This window comes from Pararhizobium sp. A13, from assembly GCF_040126305.1.
Taxonomy (GTDB): Bacteria; Pseudomonadota; Alphaproteobacteria; order Rhizobiales; family Rhizobiaceae; genus Pararhizobium.
On the sequence record NZ_CP149510.1, the window covers coordinates 666989 to 682348 of the forward strand.

At 62.8% G+C, this 15360-nt stretch carries 18 protein-coding genes; 9 read left to right on the top strand and 9 right to left on the bottom strand.

Going from position 1 to position 15360, the window contains the following annotated elements; translation table 11 throughout:
* Positions 1 to 5: 5 nt before the first annotated feature.
* Positions 6 to 398, bottom strand: coding sequence for a succinate dehydrogenase, cytochrome b556 subunit (sdhC, locus tag WI754_RS03155; protein WP_349436184.1), 393 nt, complete (start codon positions 396 to 398; stop codon positions 6 to 8).
* A 304-nt stretch (positions 399 to 702) separates the two neighbouring features.
* On the opposite strand from sdhC, the gene WI754_RS03160 reads away from it, so the two are divergent.
* Complete coding sequence (locus WI754_RS03160; RefSeq protein WP_349436185.1) at positions 703 to 1284, top strand: hypothetical protein; 582 nt, start codon at positions 703 to 705, stop codon at positions 1282 to 1284.
* 104 nt (positions 1285 to 1388) lie between these two features.
* Here the strand turns inward: WI754_RS03160 and WI754_RS03165 are convergent, their stop codons facing one another.
* The 5 genes from WI754_RS03165 to tsaD form a co-directional block, all read right to left on the bottom strand.
* Positions 1389 to 2036, bottom strand: a complete 648-nt coding sequence (locus WI754_RS03165) for a methyltransferase (RefSeq protein WP_349437711.1) — start codon at positions 2034 to 2036, stop codon at positions 1389 to 1391.
* 169 nt (positions 2037 to 2205) lie between these two features.
* Positions 2206 to 2637: an EVE domain-containing protein gene (locus WI754_RS03170; RefSeq protein WP_349436186.1), complete on the bottom strand. Its 432-nt coding sequence runs from the start codon at positions 2635 to 2637 to the stop codon at positions 2206 to 2208.
* 2 nt (positions 2638 to 2639) lie between these two features.
* Positions 2640 to 2933, bottom strand: a complete 294-nt coding sequence (locus WI754_RS03175; RefSeq protein WP_349436187.1) for a YciI-like protein — start codon at positions 2931 to 2933, stop codon at positions 2640 to 2642.
* Between the two features lie 18 nt (positions 2934 to 2951).
* The gene (locus WI754_RS03180; RefSeq protein ID WP_349436188.1) at positions 2952 to 3959 is read right to left on the bottom strand and encodes an NAD(P)H-dependent glycerol-3-phosphate dehydrogenase; all 1008 of its coding nucleotides are present in this window, start codon (positions 3957 to 3959) and stop codon (positions 2952 to 2954) included.
* Complete coding sequence (tsaD, locus tag WI754_RS03185) at positions 3959 to 5056, bottom strand: tRNA (adenosine(37)-N6)-threonylcarbamoyltransferase complex transferase subunit TsaD (protein WP_349436189.1); 1098 nt, start codon at positions 5054 to 5056, stop codon at positions 3959 to 3961. Before tsaD ends, WI754_RS03180 begins: the two co-directional genes overlap by 1 nt.
* A 76-nt stretch (positions 5057 to 5132) precedes the next feature.
* Between tsaD and hemC the strand changes: the two genes are divergently transcribed.
* From hemC to WI754_RS03215, 6 genes are all read left to right on the top strand, one after another.
* The gene (hemC, locus tag WI754_RS03190; RefSeq protein WP_349436190.1) at positions 5133 to 6062 is read left to right on the top strand and encodes a hydroxymethylbilane synthase; all 930 of its coding nucleotides are present in this window, start codon (positions 5133 to 5135) and stop codon (positions 6060 to 6062) included.
* A gap of 3 nt (positions 6063 to 6065) precedes the next feature.
* Positions 6066 to 6776, top strand: coding sequence for a uroporphyrinogen-III synthase (locus WI754_RS03195; RefSeq protein ID WP_349436191.1), 711 nt, complete (start codon positions 6066 to 6068; stop codon positions 6774 to 6776).
* A gap of 137 nt (positions 6777 to 6913) precedes the next feature.
* Positions 6914 to 8215: a hypothetical protein gene (locus tag WI754_RS03200; RefSeq protein ID WP_349436193.1), complete on the top strand. Its 1302-nt coding sequence runs from the start codon at positions 6914 to 6916 to the stop codon at positions 8213 to 8215.
* 10 nt (positions 8216 to 8225) lie between these two features.
* Positions 8226 to 9878 carry a heme biosynthesis protein HemY gene (locus tag WI754_RS03205; RefSeq protein ID WP_349436194.1) on the top strand — a complete coding sequence of 551 codons (1653 nt, stop codon included), beginning with the start codon at positions 8226 to 8228 and terminating at the stop codon, positions 9876 to 9878.
* Between the two features lie 27 nt (positions 9879 to 9905).
* Entirely contained in the window at positions 9906 to 10391 is a 486-nt protein-coding gene (locus WI754_RS03210) for a TerB family tellurite resistance protein (protein ID WP_349436195.1), read from the top strand.
* 1 nt (position 10392) lies between these two features.
* On the top strand, positions 10393 to 11136 hold the full coding sequence (locus tag WI754_RS03215; protein WP_349436197.1) for a glutamine amidotransferase: 744 nt from the start codon (positions 10393 to 10395) through the stop codon (positions 11134 to 11136).
* Positions 11137 to 11354: 218 nt separating this feature from the next.
* Here WI754_RS03215 and WI754_RS03220 read toward each other — a convergent pair whose 3' ends face one another.
* Positions 11355 to 12596 carry an MFS transporter gene (locus tag WI754_RS03220; RefSeq protein ID WP_349436198.1) on the bottom strand — a complete coding sequence of 414 codons (1242 nt, stop codon included), beginning with the start codon at positions 12594 to 12596 and terminating at the stop codon, positions 11355 to 11357.
* 133 nt (positions 12597 to 12729) lie between these two features.
* On the opposite strand from WI754_RS03220, the gene WI754_RS03225 reads away from it, so the two are divergent.
* Positions 12730 to 13023 (top strand): YggT family protein, encoded by a 294-nt coding sequence (locus WI754_RS03225; protein WP_026203838.1) that lies wholly within the window; start codon positions 12730 to 12732, stop codon positions 13021 to 13023.
* 88 nt (positions 13024 to 13111) lie between these two features.
* Here WI754_RS03225 and ppa read toward each other — a convergent pair whose 3' ends face one another.
* Positions 13112 to 13645, bottom strand: coding sequence for an inorganic diphosphatase (gene ppa / locus WI754_RS03230; protein WP_349436199.1), 534 nt, complete (start codon positions 13643 to 13645; stop codon positions 13112 to 13114).
* A gap of 148 nt (positions 13646 to 13793) precedes the next feature.
* Between ppa and WI754_RS03235 the strand changes: the two genes are divergently transcribed.
* On the top strand, positions 13794 to 14408 hold the full coding sequence (locus WI754_RS03235; RefSeq protein WP_349436200.1) for a hypothetical protein: 615 nt from the start codon (positions 13794 to 13796) through the stop codon (positions 14406 to 14408).
* 6 nt (positions 14409 to 14414) lie between these two features.
* On the opposite strand, the gene WI754_RS03240 is transcribed toward WI754_RS03235, so the two are convergent.
* A complete protein-coding gene (locus WI754_RS03240) occupies positions 14415 to 14921 on the bottom strand; it encodes a GNAT family N-acetyltransferase (protein WP_349436201.1) in 507 nt (168 codons plus the stop codon).
* Positions 14922 to 15360: the final 439 nt, after the last annotated feature.

The window sequence follows — 15360 nt, forward strand, 5'->3', positions numbered from 1 at the left end:
TCCTCTCAGCGAACCGCGTAACCGACGATCCAGATCAGCAGCGTGACTGCAACCGAACCAATCAGGTTGGCGATGGCAAGCTTGGTCGCAAAATGCTTCTCGTAACCGTAGCCGAGGTCCCAGATGAAATGGCGCAAGCCGCCGAACAGGTGATGCACCAGCGCCCAGGTATAGCCGAACAGGACAAGCTGGCCGATGATCGTGCCGAAGGCCCACATGACCCAGTCGTAATAGGCGGGGCTGGTCGCGGCGGCAATCAGCCACCAGGCGACGAGAATGGTTCCGAAATAGAGCGCACCGCCGGTGATGCGGTGCACAATCGACATGACCATGGTCGGAATTGGCTTGTAGATTTGCAAGTGCGGCGAAAGCGGCCGGCTTTTGGTGACATTCGTCATCTGAACCCCACGGAAGAACCGGACGGACGTCCAAAAACTGGACTATTTCCATCCGGTATTGCACATGATTGTGCACAATTCAGTCAGCCGACGTTTAATCACCATATTGATTAACGACAAGTGTGTTTGCAGTGCAAAATCATTTTAATCGATTAGACGAAAATGAGGCACCGAGGTCGAATCGAAAGGACGCCCGCGTTAACGATAGAACGTGAAAATTCAACGCATTCCGTGACTTTTGCCGGTAACTGCCGCACATTGGCCGTTAAGGATTTATTAAGCGTTGCGCGGAGGGCTCACCGAAATGCGTCCAATCACCCTATCGAATGCGACGAAAGTCTTGGTCGCCGTCCTTGCCCTGATCCTGTCCTTCGCCGATTTCGCCGAAGCGCGCGACCGCTTTGACGGCGAGCGGCATTTCATCCGCCGCCATCATCACGAGCGCCGCGACCGGGAGGTGCTGTCCGGTATCAATGTCGATAGCCGTCTCCACCACTTCAACCGTCGCGACCGCAATGTGCGTCTTTCCGGCATCAACGCCGACCGCCGCTATTTCGAGCGCCGATACGGCTACTATCGCCGTCCCGACCGCCGGATCGTCGTGCGCGAATATGGTGGGTCTGATCGGAACTATTGGGAATCGGCTTATGGCGGCGACGCTTTTCCATCCGCTACAAGCGGCGGCACCTATTTCGGCGGACTGTCGGCCTGGACCGAACCGGGCAACGGCATGTATTTCTACTCCCAACGCGGCGGTTACGGCTATTACAGCGGCGCTGCCGACGGAGATTATCGCGCTCCCCGCGCCAAGATCATCCACGTGACCCCATCGACTGCCGGCGGTGCCTGCTCCTGGGAGGCCGGTGTCTGCGTCATCCGCCGCTGACGCCCGGTCCACTACAGCGCCGAGCGTCAAAAATGACGCGCAAAGGACGCTGTAGAACCTTGAAACTGCTGCATAATCCCATAATTCGATTCCGATTTAAGGAATTATGCAGTGAAACGCCAGACCGTGGTCTTCTTGACCTCGCTGTCCTCCAGCGCCCGGGTCACCGGAACCTGATAGGTCGACAGCATCTGCATGCGGTCGCGCGGGCAATAGGCACGGCCGGGATCGCCGACGAGCACCGCGGCGCCCTTCTCTGCAAGCGCGGTGAACCACGGAACCAGCCGGTCGGCAAAGGCCTTGTCGTAGAAGACATCGCCGGCAAGATAGACGTCTGCGCTGCGCTCATTGCCGATGATATCGGATGAGGCGAAGGAGATCGCGACGCCGTTCAGCGCCGCATTCAGCCGAATGGCGGTTTGCGTCCAGGGGTCGATATCGACGGCCAGAACCGAAGCCGCGCCGGCTTTCATCGCCGCAATCGCCACAAGTCCTGACCCGGAGGCGAAATCGATTACCTGCTTGCCTTCGACCAGCGCCTGATGATCGAGAATATGCCGCGCAAGCCCCTGCCCGCCCGCCCAGGCAAAAGCCCAGAACGGCGGCGGCAGGCCGATTTCTTCCAGCTCCTCCTCCGTCTTCAGCCAGAGGTCATGCGCCTCGCTGGCCAGATAGAGCCGGATTTCCGGCACATGCGGCGGCGTCATGATATCCGTATTGGCGCGGATGAAGGTTTCGGGATCGGTTTTCACGAAGGATATGGTTTCCGGTTGGTCGCCTCGATTGACGTAGCGTGTTTGCAAGGCTCGCCCTCTCCTCCCGTCATCCTCGCCCTCGTCGCGTGGCTGGATCCCTGTGACAAGTACAGGGATGACGGAGATCGTGGATGCCGCACTCCGATCGTTCCGAGTTGAAAAAAAATCACCTCGGCGGATTATCGAGACCGCCGAGACGGCAGATTTCCAGATATTCCTCCTCCGTCACCGGCTGCACGGAAAGCCGCATCGAGGTGACGAGCGCCATTTTCTCGAATTTCGGGTTCGCCTTGATGTCCTTCAGCGACACCGGCTTCGGCAGATCGCAGACCGCGCGGATATCGACGCAGTCCCAGCGGGCATCGCCCTCGGCGGTCGAATCCGGGTGCGACAGCGCACAGACTTCGGTGATGCCGACGATCTCGAGCCCGTCATTGGAGTGGTAGAAGAAGCCCTTGTCGCCGATCTGCATTGCCCGCATGTTGTTGCGCGCCAGATAGTTGCGCACGCCGGTCCATTCGGTGCCCTTGCCGCCGGCATCCTTCTGCATCTGCCAGGACCACTTGAACGGCTCGGATTTGTAAAGCCAGTATGCCACGCTCAAGCCTCCGGCTTGTTGAAGACCCAGTTCCAGGGCCTGATGTCGACCTGGGCAAAGAGGCCCGCCTTGGCATAGGGGTCGGCGGCGGCGATCGCGCGCGCGTCCTCGATCGTCTCCGCCTTGATCACCACCAGGCTGCCATTCGGCTTGCCGGCCTCGTCGAGGAACGGCCCGGCGAAGGCAAGCCCGCCCTTGGCATTGAGATCGTCGAGAAAGACGATGTGTTCCGGACGGGTATCCATCCGCACTTGCAGGGCGTTCGGCTTGTCCGTGCACAAAACGGCAAACAGCATGGTGTTCTCCTTGATTGACTATTCCTGCGTGATCGGGCGGGACATCAGTTGCTCCAGCGCCGTCTTCACATCCGTCTTTCCGTCGATGATGGCAGCGACCGCCTCGGTGAGCGGCATATCGACGCCCAATTGCCGGGCGACATCGGCCGCAACGGAGGCCGCGAACGCGCCCTCCACAAGCTCTCCCGTCTGCGTCTGCCCCCTGGCGCTGCCGCTCGCGCCGAGCGCAATGCCGTAGCGAAGATTGCGCGATTGGTGGCTGGTCGCCGTCAGCACGAGGTCGCCGAGACCCGAGAGCCCGCGCACCGTATCGGCCTCGCCGCCACGCGCCGCCACGAAGCGCGACATCTCCGCGAGGCCGCGGGAAATCAGTGCCGCACGGGCGGAATCGCCAAGCCCCGCGCCTTCGACGATGCCGCAGGCGATCGCCAGCACGTTTTTCAATGCCCCGCCAAGCTGCACGCCGATCCTGTCGGCGGAGGGATAGAGGCGGAATGTTGCGCCGGACAGCGCTTCGGCGAGAAAAGACGCGCGCTCGACGCTATTAGCCGCGATCACCATCGCCGTCGGCAGGCCCTTGGCGATGTCGGTGGCGAAGCCCGGCCCCGAGAGCACCGCCACATTTTGCAGATGCAGCTCTTCCTCAACGATATCCGTTAGCAAGCGTCCGCTGGAACGCTCCATGCCCTTGGCGCAGATGACCACATCCGCACCCTTGCCGATGAACCCGTGCAGCGAACGCGCCGCCTCGCGCTGCGCCTGCGACGGCATGGCAAAGAGCACGATACCCGCCCCCTCCAGAACCGTCGGATCGTCGGAAACGGTGAGTGTTTCGGGCAGATCGATACCCGGCAGTGCGGAATCGTTGCGGCCAGTTTCCTTGAAATCCTCGACAATGCTCTCGCGGCGGGTGAGCAGCGTCACCGGCCCCTTGCCCGATGCGGCGGCAACGGCGGCGAGCGCCGTGCCGAAGGCGCCGGAACCGACGACGACGATGCGATCTGTCTGCACAACGGCCTCAGTCATTACGCCTTTGCTCCTCGTTTGCCGAAACCGATCAGGGTTTTCGCGTCGGCATCGAGTGGCCAGCGCGAGCGCGGTGAGACATCGAGATCGTCGGCTGGCAACCCCGCGCCCATCCGCTCGGCCCCCGCCCAGGCGATCATTGCCGCGTTATCGGTGCACAGCTGCATCGGCGGCGCCACGAAGCGGAAGCCGTTCTTGTCGCACAGCTCCTGCAGCGTCGCCCGCAGCGTCTGGTTGGCAGCGACACCGCCCGCCACGACCAGTGCCGGATGATCGACGGTCGCGGCAAACTCGCCCTTGAACCGCGCCAGGCCCCGGCCGATACGATCCTTCAGTGTCCGCGAAATCGCCGTCTGGAAGGAGGCGCAGATATCGGCAATGTCCTGCCCGGTCACCGGCTCGATCGACTGCGCCGCCTGGCGCACGGCCGTTTTCAGGCCGGAGAAGGAGAAATCGAGGCGCGCCTCGCCGACCAGCGGGCGCGGGAAGGAGAAACGTTCCGGATTGCCGCTCTTTGCCGCACGCTCGACGGCCGGCCCGCCCGGATAGGGGAGCCCCAGCAGTTTCGCCGTCTTGTCGAAGGCTTCGCCCAGCGCATCGTCGATCGTCGTGCCCCAGCGCTCGTAGACGCCGACGTTCTTGACCAGAATGAGCTGCGTGTGGCCGCCGGACACCAGCAGCATCAGATAGGGAAAGGACAGCCCGTCCGTCAGCCGCGCCGTCAGCGCATGGCCTTCCAGATGATTGACCGCATAGAGCGGCTTGCCCGACGCCCGCGCGATCGCCTTGCCCGTCATCAGGCCGACGAGCAGGCCACCGATCAGGCCCGGCCCGCTGGTGGCAGCAATCGCGTCGATATCGGCAAGCGTCACGCCGGCGCGCAACAGCGCCTCCTCGACCAGCGTATCCAGCGCCTCGACATGGGCGCGCGCGGCGATTTCCGGCACGACGCCGCCATAGACGCTGTGTTCTTCCAGCTGGCTCAGCACCACGTCACTGACGATCTTGCCATGGCCGTTCTCATCGCGCAGCACCACGGAAGCTGCAGTTTCATCGCAGCTTGTTTCGATACCGAGGATGCGCAGGGGCGGAGACATGGGCCATTTTACTCGAATATTGCGGTCGCAGGGAAAGGCGGATACACGGAACTCCGGTAACAACGGATCGCAGCGGATGCAAACAAAACCTTTCCGGATCGGCACGCGGGGCAGCCCGCTGGCGCTGGCACAGGCCCATGAAACGCGGGATCGCCTGATGGCCGCGCACGGCCTGCCGTCCGAAATGTTCGAGATCGTCGTTCTGTCGACCATGGGCGACCGCATCACCGACCGCTCGCTTGCAGCAATCGGCGGCAAGGGGCTTTTCACCCAGGAACTGGAGGACATGCTTCTCTCCGGCGGGCTCGATTTCGCCGTGCATTCCTCCAAGGACATGCCGACGAAACTGCCCGACGGGCTGTTCCTCTCCGCCTATCTGCCGCGCGAAGATGCCCGCGACGCTTTCATCGGACGGACGGCGGCGAAACTGCTGGACCTGCCGCAGGGCGCCACCATCGGCTCGTCGTCGCTCCGCCGCCAGGCGCTGATCAAACGGCTGCGGCCTGATATCAATGTCATCACCTATCGCGGCCTCGTCGATACCCGCTTGAGGAAACTGGCGGAAGGCCAGGTCGATGCGACGCTGCTCGCTTTCGCCGGCCTGAAGCGGCTAGGCAAGGATGATGTACCGACGGAAATCCTCGACCCCGAGATCTTCCCGCCGGCACCCGCGCAGGGCGCGATCTGCATCGAAAGCCGCGTTAGTGACGACCGTGTCAACGGCCTTCTCGAAGCGATCAACGACGTGAGGACACATCAAGCGGTCACTTGCGAGCGGGCATTCCTCTCGACGCTGGACGGCTCCTGCCGCACGCCGATCGCCGGTTATGCCGTGTCGGACGGTGAAACCATCCGCTTTTCCGGCATGATCCTGACGCCGGACGGCAGCCAGCATTTCCGGGTAACGACCGAAGGCAAGGCCGCAGAAGCCGAGCAGTTGGGTGCGAGGGCCGGCGAGGATATCCGGCTTGAGGCCGGACCGGACTTCTTCTCGAGCTGGACCTGAGCCATGCGTGTCCTTGTCACCCGACCGCAACCTTCAGCGGCGGCAACGGCGGCAAGGCTCGAAGCGCTGGGCCATGAAGCGATCGTTCTGCCGATGATGGAAGCGGGGTATCAGCCGCAGGCGGCGCTGGATGTCCTCCCCCTTCCCCACAGCGCCATTGCCGTCACAAGCGCGGAGGCGTTCCGTGCTCTGTCTGCCATCAGCGATCGATTGGCGCCACATCTGCAAACGCCGGTTTTCTGCGTCGGGGCAGCGACGGCGGACGCGGCACGGCAGTTGGGATTCCAATCAATTATCGCCGGCCCAGGCACAGGCGCCGGACTTGCGCAACTTATCGCCGACACGGCGAGAAGCCTTGAGGACGGCCTTGTCTATCTGGCGGGCCTGCCGCGATCGCCCGGCTTCGAAACGGCTCTGCGGGAGGCTGGAATCCGTTGCCACGTCGCGGACGTCTATCGCATGTCTCCCATCGCCCACGCGCCGGAAACCGTCGAAAACCTGCTTGCATCGCGCAAACCGGAGGCCGTTCTGTTTTACTCCCACGAGACCGCCCGGCATTTCTTCGCTCTGAATGCCCTGGCGCCGAAAACCGCATTTCACGACATGCGCCTGCTCTGCCTGAGCGAACATGTCGCCGACGCCGTACCGCGGGGTATCGGGCATATCGCCATCGCGGCTGAGCCCAACGAAAAAAGCCTTTTCGCCCTGCTCTGATCGGCCCGTTTGCACCCCGAGTGCCCGTCATCGGCACCCGGTCAAGGAATTGTCGCATGGGGGCTTTCCCTATCCGTGCTCCGTGTCTAGGTTTAAGACAGTGCCTTAAGTTCATGCGATAACGGGAAGAGATCATCATGGGACCGGAAAACCCTCCGCGCCGCTCGAAGTCCGATCAGGAGCCGGTGACGATCGACCTGGAAGCCAATGCGGCGCCGGAAAAAGATGCGGAAACCGCCGATGCAACCGCCGAACGCGAAGCGGTCGACGACGACGCGGCGGAAATCCGGGCGGGTGAAGCGGACGAAACCGTCCGCGCCGACATTCCCGAGCCGACAGACATTCCCGAATCGAACACCGCCGGCAGTTCCGAATCGGATGAAGAAGATGCGCGCGCGGAAGCGGCTGCAGCCGTCTTTGCCGAGGAGCCGACCTCGGCCGCCACGGCGGCGGAACAGCCAGCCGGGCCAATCCATGCCGAACCGCGCCGCACCTCCAACTCGGGCGCCCTTGCGGCCGGCATTCTCGGCGGCCTGATCACGCTTCTCGGCGCCGGCGGCCTGCAATATGCAGGCTTCCTGCCGGCGCTCGGTCCCGGCGGGGGCGAGACGGCGGTCGAACAGAGCCTTGCCAGCGATGTCGAAGCGATCAAGGCGCAGCTCGCTGCAGCCCCCTCATCCTCGGCAACCGTCGATCTCGGCCCGCTGGAAGCCCGCATCTCCGAACTGGAGAAGAAGGCCGGCGAGGCCGGCAACGGCGAGGCTGTCGATGTCTCCGGCCTCAATGCCCAGCTCACCAACCTGACCAGCGAGATTGCGACGCTGAAATCGGCCCTTGCCGATGCCCAACAATCGACGGAAGCGGCGAAATCCGAGCTTTCGACCCGCATCGAGGCGGCCGAGAAGAAGATCGACGAGCCGGCAAGCGACGTGCAGCTCGCCCGCGCCGTGGCCGTCACCGCTTTGAAGACGGCAATCGATCGTGGCGGGCCGTTCCTCGCCGAACTCGACGCCCTGAAGAGCATCGCCGCCACCGACCCGGCCGTTACCGGGCTTGCCGGCGACGCAGCACTCGGCGTCGCCCCGCGCGCCGATCTCGTGCGCGAATTCCCGAGCGTGGCCGATGCCATGCTGGAAGCCACCCAGCACAGCGACCCGAACCAGGGCATTTTCGCCCGGCTGATGGATAGCGCGTCTTCCGCCATCCGCATTCGCCCCGTCGGCAGCGTCGAGGGAGACGGCCCCGAAGCGGTCATCGCCCGCATCGAGGACAAGCTGACCAACGGCGACCTGAAGGGCGCGAGCCTCGAATGGCAGGCTCTGCCCGACCCAGCGAAAACCGCCGGTGCCGCGTTCAAGACCAGGCTCGACCAGCGCATCCGCGTCGAAGGTTTGATCGACGCGGCCGTTGCAGGCGCCATGACGGCCAACCAGGGCTAAGGAAGAGTTCATGATCCGTATTCTGTTCTACGTTCTCATCGTCCTTGCCCTCGGCGCCGGCTTTGCCTGGCTGGCCGACCGCCCCGGCGAATTGTCGCTGATCTGGCAGGGGAGCCGCGTCGAAATGAGCCTGATGGTGGCGGCAACACTGCTGGCCTCGCTGATATCAGCCGTCCTCATCGCCATCTGGCTGATCCGCGTCGTCTGGCTTTCCCCCCATTCGATCTCCCGCTATTTTCGCGCCCGCAAGCGCGACCGCGGTTATCAGGCACTGTCCACCGGGCTGATTGCCGCCGGCGCCGGCGATTCCGCCCTTGCCCGCAAGATGACGGTGCGCACGCGCGGCCTGTTGAGTTCCGACCAGGAACCGCTGATCCACCTCTTGGAAGCGCAGACGGCGCTGATCGAAGGCAAATACGACGACGCCCGCAAGAAATTCGAGCTGATGGCCGACGACCCGGAGACGCGCGAACTCGGCCTGCGCGGCCTCTATCTCGAAGCCAAGCGGCTGGGCGCCAACGAGGCGGCGCGGCAATATGCCGAGCGGGCCGCCGACAAGGCGCCGCATCTTCCCTGGGCGACGCTGGCAGCGCTCGACTATCGCAGCCAGACCGGCCAGTGGGACGAAGCCATCCGGCTTCTCGACCAGAGCCGCGCCAGCCACGTCATCGACCGCAAGGAAGCCGACCGCAAGAAGGCCGTGCTTCTGACCGCCCGCGCCACTGAGAAGCTCGAAGCCGATCCGAAGGGCGCGCGCGACGATGCGCTGGCCGCCCTGAAGCTCGCCGAGGATCTGGTGCCGGCCGGCCTCATCGCCGCCAAGGCGCTGTTTCGCGAGGACAACCTGCGCAAGGCGGCCTCGATCCTCGAAAAGCTCTGGAAACAGGAGCCGCACCCGGAAGTCGCCAAACTCTATGTCCGCGCCCGCAGTGGCGATTCGGCCATCGACAGGCTGAAGCGGGCAAACAAGCTCGAGGCGCTCAGGCCGAACAATGCGGTGGCCTTGGCCACGGTTGCCGAAAGCGCGCTGGAAGCGCGCGAACTGTCCCTGGCACGGTCCAAGGCGGAGGCCGCCGCCCGCATCCAGCCGAATGAGGGCGTCTTCCTGCTGCTTGCCGATATCGAGGAAGCCGACACAGGCGACGACGGCCGCATCCGCCACTGGATGAACCAGGCGCTGAAAAGCCCGCGCGATCCGGCCTGGACGGCGGATGGCGTGACATCGCCCGAGTGGCTGCCGGTCTCGCCGGTCAGCGGCCGTCTCGACGCCTTCGAATGGAAGCAGCCGGTCGGGCAGATTGCCGGACCGGTCGAAGAGGGCACGCTGGAAGTGGCCGATGCGGCGATCCGCAGCCTACCGCCGGTCGCCATCGCCCATCAGCGCACCGAGCCGGAGCCTGAGCAGGCCGAGACGCCAGCAAAGCCGAAGCACGTGATCGAACCCCCGGAGAAAACCGAGGAGATCGTCGTCAAGACCATCGCCGTGCCGGCACCGAGCGAATCGGTGATCGTGCCGCAGCCCGTGAAGGTCGAAAAGAAACCTGCGCCGGCCAAGACCGAAGAGACCGTCGTCGAACCCTTCTTCGGACGCCCGCCGGATGACCCGGGCGTGCGCGACGACAGCAACAAGCCGATGGCAAAGACCAGTTTTCGCCTGTTTTGAGAAGAAACCCGATTTTGACGGAAAAGCATGTTTGACCGATTTCGCACTTTCCTCGACAGCCTGACCGGGAGCGGGCCGTCCGCCATCCAGCCCGGCGATCCGCGCATCGCCATCGTGGCGCTCTGCTTTCAGGTGATGGAGGCCGATGGCCACATCCACGAGAAGGAGCGCAAGAAGGCGCGCGCCATGATCAAGGATCACTACAAGCTGGACGATGCGGCTCTGAATGCGTTGATCTCCGCCGGCGAGACGGCCGAAAGCGAGGCCATCGACTATTTCCGCTTCACATCCGATATCAAACGGCATTTTTCCGAGGAACAGCGGATCGACCTGATCGGCATGTTATGGGAGATTGTCTATGCCGATGGCAAACGCAGTGAAATGGAGGATCATGTCATCTGGCGCGTCGCCGATCTCCTCGGCGTTTCGGGCAGGGACAGGATCATCAAGCGGCAGGAGGTGGCCGCTAAATTCAAAGTCGCGGAGGAGACAACCGCGCAACAGGAAAAGTGAGATGCTTTTCGACGACCGCACGTTCTACACGCGCACCACCGGAAAACCGGTCCTGATCATCCTGCATCAGGAACACTCCAGCCCCGGACGGGTTGGTCATTTGCTGTTGGAAAAAGGTTTCAGCCTCGACATCCGCCGCCCGGCACTCGGCGATACGCTGCCCGCAACGCTCGACGACCATGCCGGCGCCGTCGTCTTCGGCGGACCGATGAGCGCCAATGGCGACGAGGATTTCATCCGTCGCGAGATCGACTGGCTCTCCGTGCCTCTGTCGGAAAGCAAGCCGTTCCTCGGCATTTGCCTCGGCGCCCAGATGCTGGTCCGCCATCTCGGCGGCGCGGTTGGCCCCCATCACGAAGGCATGGCGGAAATCGGCTGGTATCCGCTCGAAGCGACCGAAAGGGGCCGCGCGCTGATGGAATGGCCATCCATGGTCTACCAGTTCCACCGGGAAGGCTTCGATCTGCCGGCCGGTGCCGAACTGCTCGCTTCGGGCAGCACCTATCCCAACCAGGCCTTCCGATATGGCGAGAATGCCTGGGGCATCCAGTTCCATGGCGAACTGACGCGGGCGATGATGCACCGCTGGGTCGTGCACGGCGCGCACCGGTTCGAGCTGCCCGGCGCGCAAGTAGGCCGCGCGCATCTTGAAGGCCGGATGGACTATGACGGCCCGCTGCGGGACTGGATGGACCGGTTCCTCTCCCATATCTTCCAGCGGCAGGGCGAGAGAGTTACCGCCTGATCAGATTTCACCCTGAATCCGGTTGATTGGCTCGCAGTTCTCTCTATTCCCTCATTACCGGCCTTGTGCCGGTAATCAGCGACGCGACGTCCGTCGCGTGAAAAGTGCCCCCTTGCACCGCGCACGCGGTGCCGCTGGATACCCGCCACAAGGGCGGGCATGAGGGAGGAAAGCGATCCTCTCAGATTAAAACTGAATCGCTATCAACCGGGAACGTTTCAGGCTTTCAGCTTCGGAGCATTCAGGGAATCGATCTTGCGCAATTGCGGAAAGCCGAGCGCCCAGATGATGGCGACGGCAAGCGTGCCGATACCGCCGACCACGACTGCCGGAACCGCGCCGATGATATGCGCCATGGTACCTGCCCGGAACTCGCCAAGCTCGTTCGAGGCGCCGACGAACACCATGTTGACTGCGTTCACGCGGCCACGCACGGCGTCCGGCGTCCAGAGCGCAATCAGCGTCTCGCGCACATAGACCGAGATCATGTCCGCCCCGCCCATCAGCATCAGGGATGCGATCGACAGCCAGGCGACTTCGGACAGACCGAAGATCACCGTGCCGATGCCGAACAGCGCGACGCCGGCAAACATCAGCACACCGGCATTGTGGCGAATGGGATAGGCGGCGAGCGTCACCGCGACGAGAATGGCGCCGATGCCCGGCGCTGCCCGGAGCAGCCCGAGACCGAGCGGACCGAGCACCAGGATTTCGCTGGCAAAAACCGGCATCAGCGCGACGGCGCCGCCCAGAAGCACGGCAAAGAGATCGAGCGAAATCGCACCCAGCACGACCTTTTCCGTGCGGATGAATTTGAAACCGGCAAGAACGGACGTCCAGTCGCGCGGCTCGCTGAGGCTGTGCTGCGCCGGTTTTTCGATCATGAAGACAAGAATGGCCGCGAGCACGAGGAAAGCAAGCGCGACGGAATAGGCAACGATGGCGCCGACGCCGTATAGCAGACCGCCGGCGACCGGGCCGAGAATGGCAGCGGTCTGCCAGGAGGACGAGTTCCAGGCGATCGCGTTCGACAGGTCTTCAGCCGGCACGAGGTTTGGCGCAAGCGATTGCACCGCCGGCGCCATGAAGGCGCGCTCGATGCCGAAAACGACGAGGATGGCGAAGACCGGCCAGGGCGAGAACGCATCGGCGATCGTCAGCCCCAGCAGCGCTGCCGCGCAAAGGGCGCTGATGATCATGCAGATCGAGACGATCGCCCGCCGGCTGTGGCGATCCGCCACCGATCCGGTCACCAGGATAAGGAGCAGGGACGGCAGGAACTGGAAGAGGCCGATCAGGCCGAGATAGAGCGTGTTCTGCGTCTGCGCGTACATCTGCCAGCCGACCGAGACACTGACGATCTGGATGGCGAAGGATGCGAGGAAGCGGGCGAAGAAGAAGCGGGCGTAGGAGACATGCCGGAACGCGGCGAACCGGTCTGCACCGTTTATGGCGGACATGCGGCGATCTTTCCGATGACGGCCGGATAAATAGCCCCGCCGTATTAAACATGTTTAGTCCCGCACGAAGCACGGACTTGCCGGTTTAGTCGTCAATGTCTACATGTCTGTCAACAACGAATTGGAGACCGGCATGCTTGCTGTCATTGCTACCCTGAATTTCATCATCAATATTGCGTGGTTCCTGGTCATCGCCTCGGCCATCTTTTCCTGGCTCTACGCGTTCAACGTGATCAATGTGAACAACAACGCCATCAACATGATCGGCCGCTCGCTCTACCAGCTGACCGAGCCGCTCTATCGCCCGATCCGCCGTGTCCTGCCGGATATGGGCGGTGTCGATCTGTCGCCCCTGGTGGTTTTGGTGATCCTCTATTTCATCTGGTATTTCCTGAACACGACCGTCGCTGCCGCCCTGCTCAGCTGAACCGGCCTTCTCGCAGGCAACAAAAAACCTCCGGATCGGCGCGATCCGGAGGTTTTTATTTGCAATACGTGCGCTGTTCAGCTGTCGCTTACTTCGCCGCCTTGGCGCGCTCGATGGCTTCGACGATCAACTGCTTGGCGACGGACGCGTCCTTCCAGCCGTAGATCTTCACCCACTTGCCGGGCTCCAGGTCCTTGTAGTGCTCGAAGAAATGCTCGATCTGCTGCAGGGTGATTTCCGGCAGGTCGGTATAGTCCTTCACCTTGTCGTAGCGCTTGGTGAGGTGATAGTTCGGCACGGCAATGACCTTTTCGTCCTTGCCGGAATTGTCTTCCATCATCATCACGCCGATCGGGCGGACATTAATCACACAGCCCGGAACCAGCGGACGGGTGCTGGCGATCAGAACGTCGATCGGGTCGCCGTCATCCGACAGCGTATGCGGAACGAAGCCGTAATTGCCCGGATAGGTCATCGGCGTATAGAGGAAACGGTCGACCACCAGCGTGCCGGCTTCCTTGTCCATCTCGTACTTGATCGGATGGCCGCCAACCGGAACCTCGACGATCACGTTGATATCTTCAGGCGGATTCTTGCCGATGGAAATTGCATCAATACGCATGTTTTCTCCCAGGGGTCTGAGTTTGGCTGGCGAGTCCGATAACGGTAAACATGCCGCGGCGCAACATTACTTTCGTCATGAGCGGAAAAATGCGAGGTTTGGACGAACAATCGCGGGTGCCGGGACGTCCCCGGTATGAGGAGCGCTCATGATATCGCACGCAGGCACAATTCCGCTGATCCTTCTGCTCGCAGCAGCCCCGTCCGCCGCCCGGGCCAATGACAGCACCTATACCGATTTGGACACCGATCACTGCAAGACGCTGTCGCCGGAAGACGCCGAAGGCGGCGGCATTTCGCTGCAGTGCAAGGGACTAAAGGACTACGCGGTCTACTTCAAGGAAGGCGACCTGCGGCAGAGCATCCTCTACGGCCCCGCCGGCGAAGCCTATATCGACGGCGTCTTCGAAAGCTTTGAGCCGTTCAATCACACCGCGCGAAAGATCGAATGGCGGCTCGGCCCGGACGGCAAGCCGACGGCGACCATTATCCGGTGGTTCGTCGAGAATATCGATCCAGCCACCGGCGAACCGTCGCCGAAGGTCGAAGGCCAGGTGCTCGTCGTCTCGAAAGTGGCAGGAGAAGACGGGATGGGCTGCGTCGTCGGTTATGTCGATGCGCTTGCCAATCCGGAGCCCAACGTGCTGGCCCGGCAGATCGCCGACACGAAGGCCGACGGTTTCCTCTGTGGCACGGACAAGGCCGATTTTACCGGGGTCCGCGGGCCGAAGGCGGCCGATCACACGCACTCGTTCCCGCAATAGCGCGGTTCAGTCCCAGATATAGCCGATCTTCTTGAGGCTCTTGCCGCCGAAATCTTCCATGCCCTCGCAGATATCGTGGCCGCCGGCCATGCGGAAGAAACGGTCGGCGTGATGGCTGTCTTCCAGGCACCAGACGACGAGGCCCTGGCAGCCGAGGGATTTCAACAGGCTCTTCGCCTCGCCGAACAGGATCCGGCCAAGCCCGATGCCCTGATATTCGGGGCGCAGGTAGATCTCGTAGACCTCGCCCTCCTGCGGCAGGGCGCGGGCGCGATTGAGACCGAGCGTCGCATAACCGGCAATCACGCCGGCCACCTCGATGACGAGGAGGGTGGACGGACCCCGCGTCGCCTTGCGCCACCACGTATGATCGCGCCGGTCGACCATCTGGTTCAGCGGCTTGTGCGGAATGAGCCCGCCATAGGCCTGAAGCCAGGAGACGCGGTGCACGTCCGAGATGGACATTGCGTCCCTCGGCTCACCCGGCCGCACCTCGATGGATAGTGTTTTCATAACGCAACTCTAGACCGGTGCCATGCAAACAGGAATCCCGCCAAAGCCCTGTCTTTAACTAACTCACAGGCAACTTATGGGGACGACCATCAAAAGTTAACGCTTTTTTAACTTTTCCGGCAAGCGGCAAAAATTGCGGCGCACAATAAATCACGCCTCCCCGCGCGGCGGCGCCATTGCCGGGGGATGCACGAGACAACCTGGACCGGCGCGGCATCCTGTTCGAATTTATGGGAGGTTCACGCGCAGAAAAACGCCCGCGGCCGCAAAATACGGCAGTGCAGCATGGAACTTATTCGTTCCCCGCGCGTTGAGGCACGTTCAGTCCGGGCCTGCGCATGGTGTTGCGGGTCGGGACTGCCACCGCGGCCCTCTCTTCCGGCCTCGGCTTCTAGGCAGGGAAGTAGGGCGGTTCGAATGCTGGTCAAGCTCAGGCAGC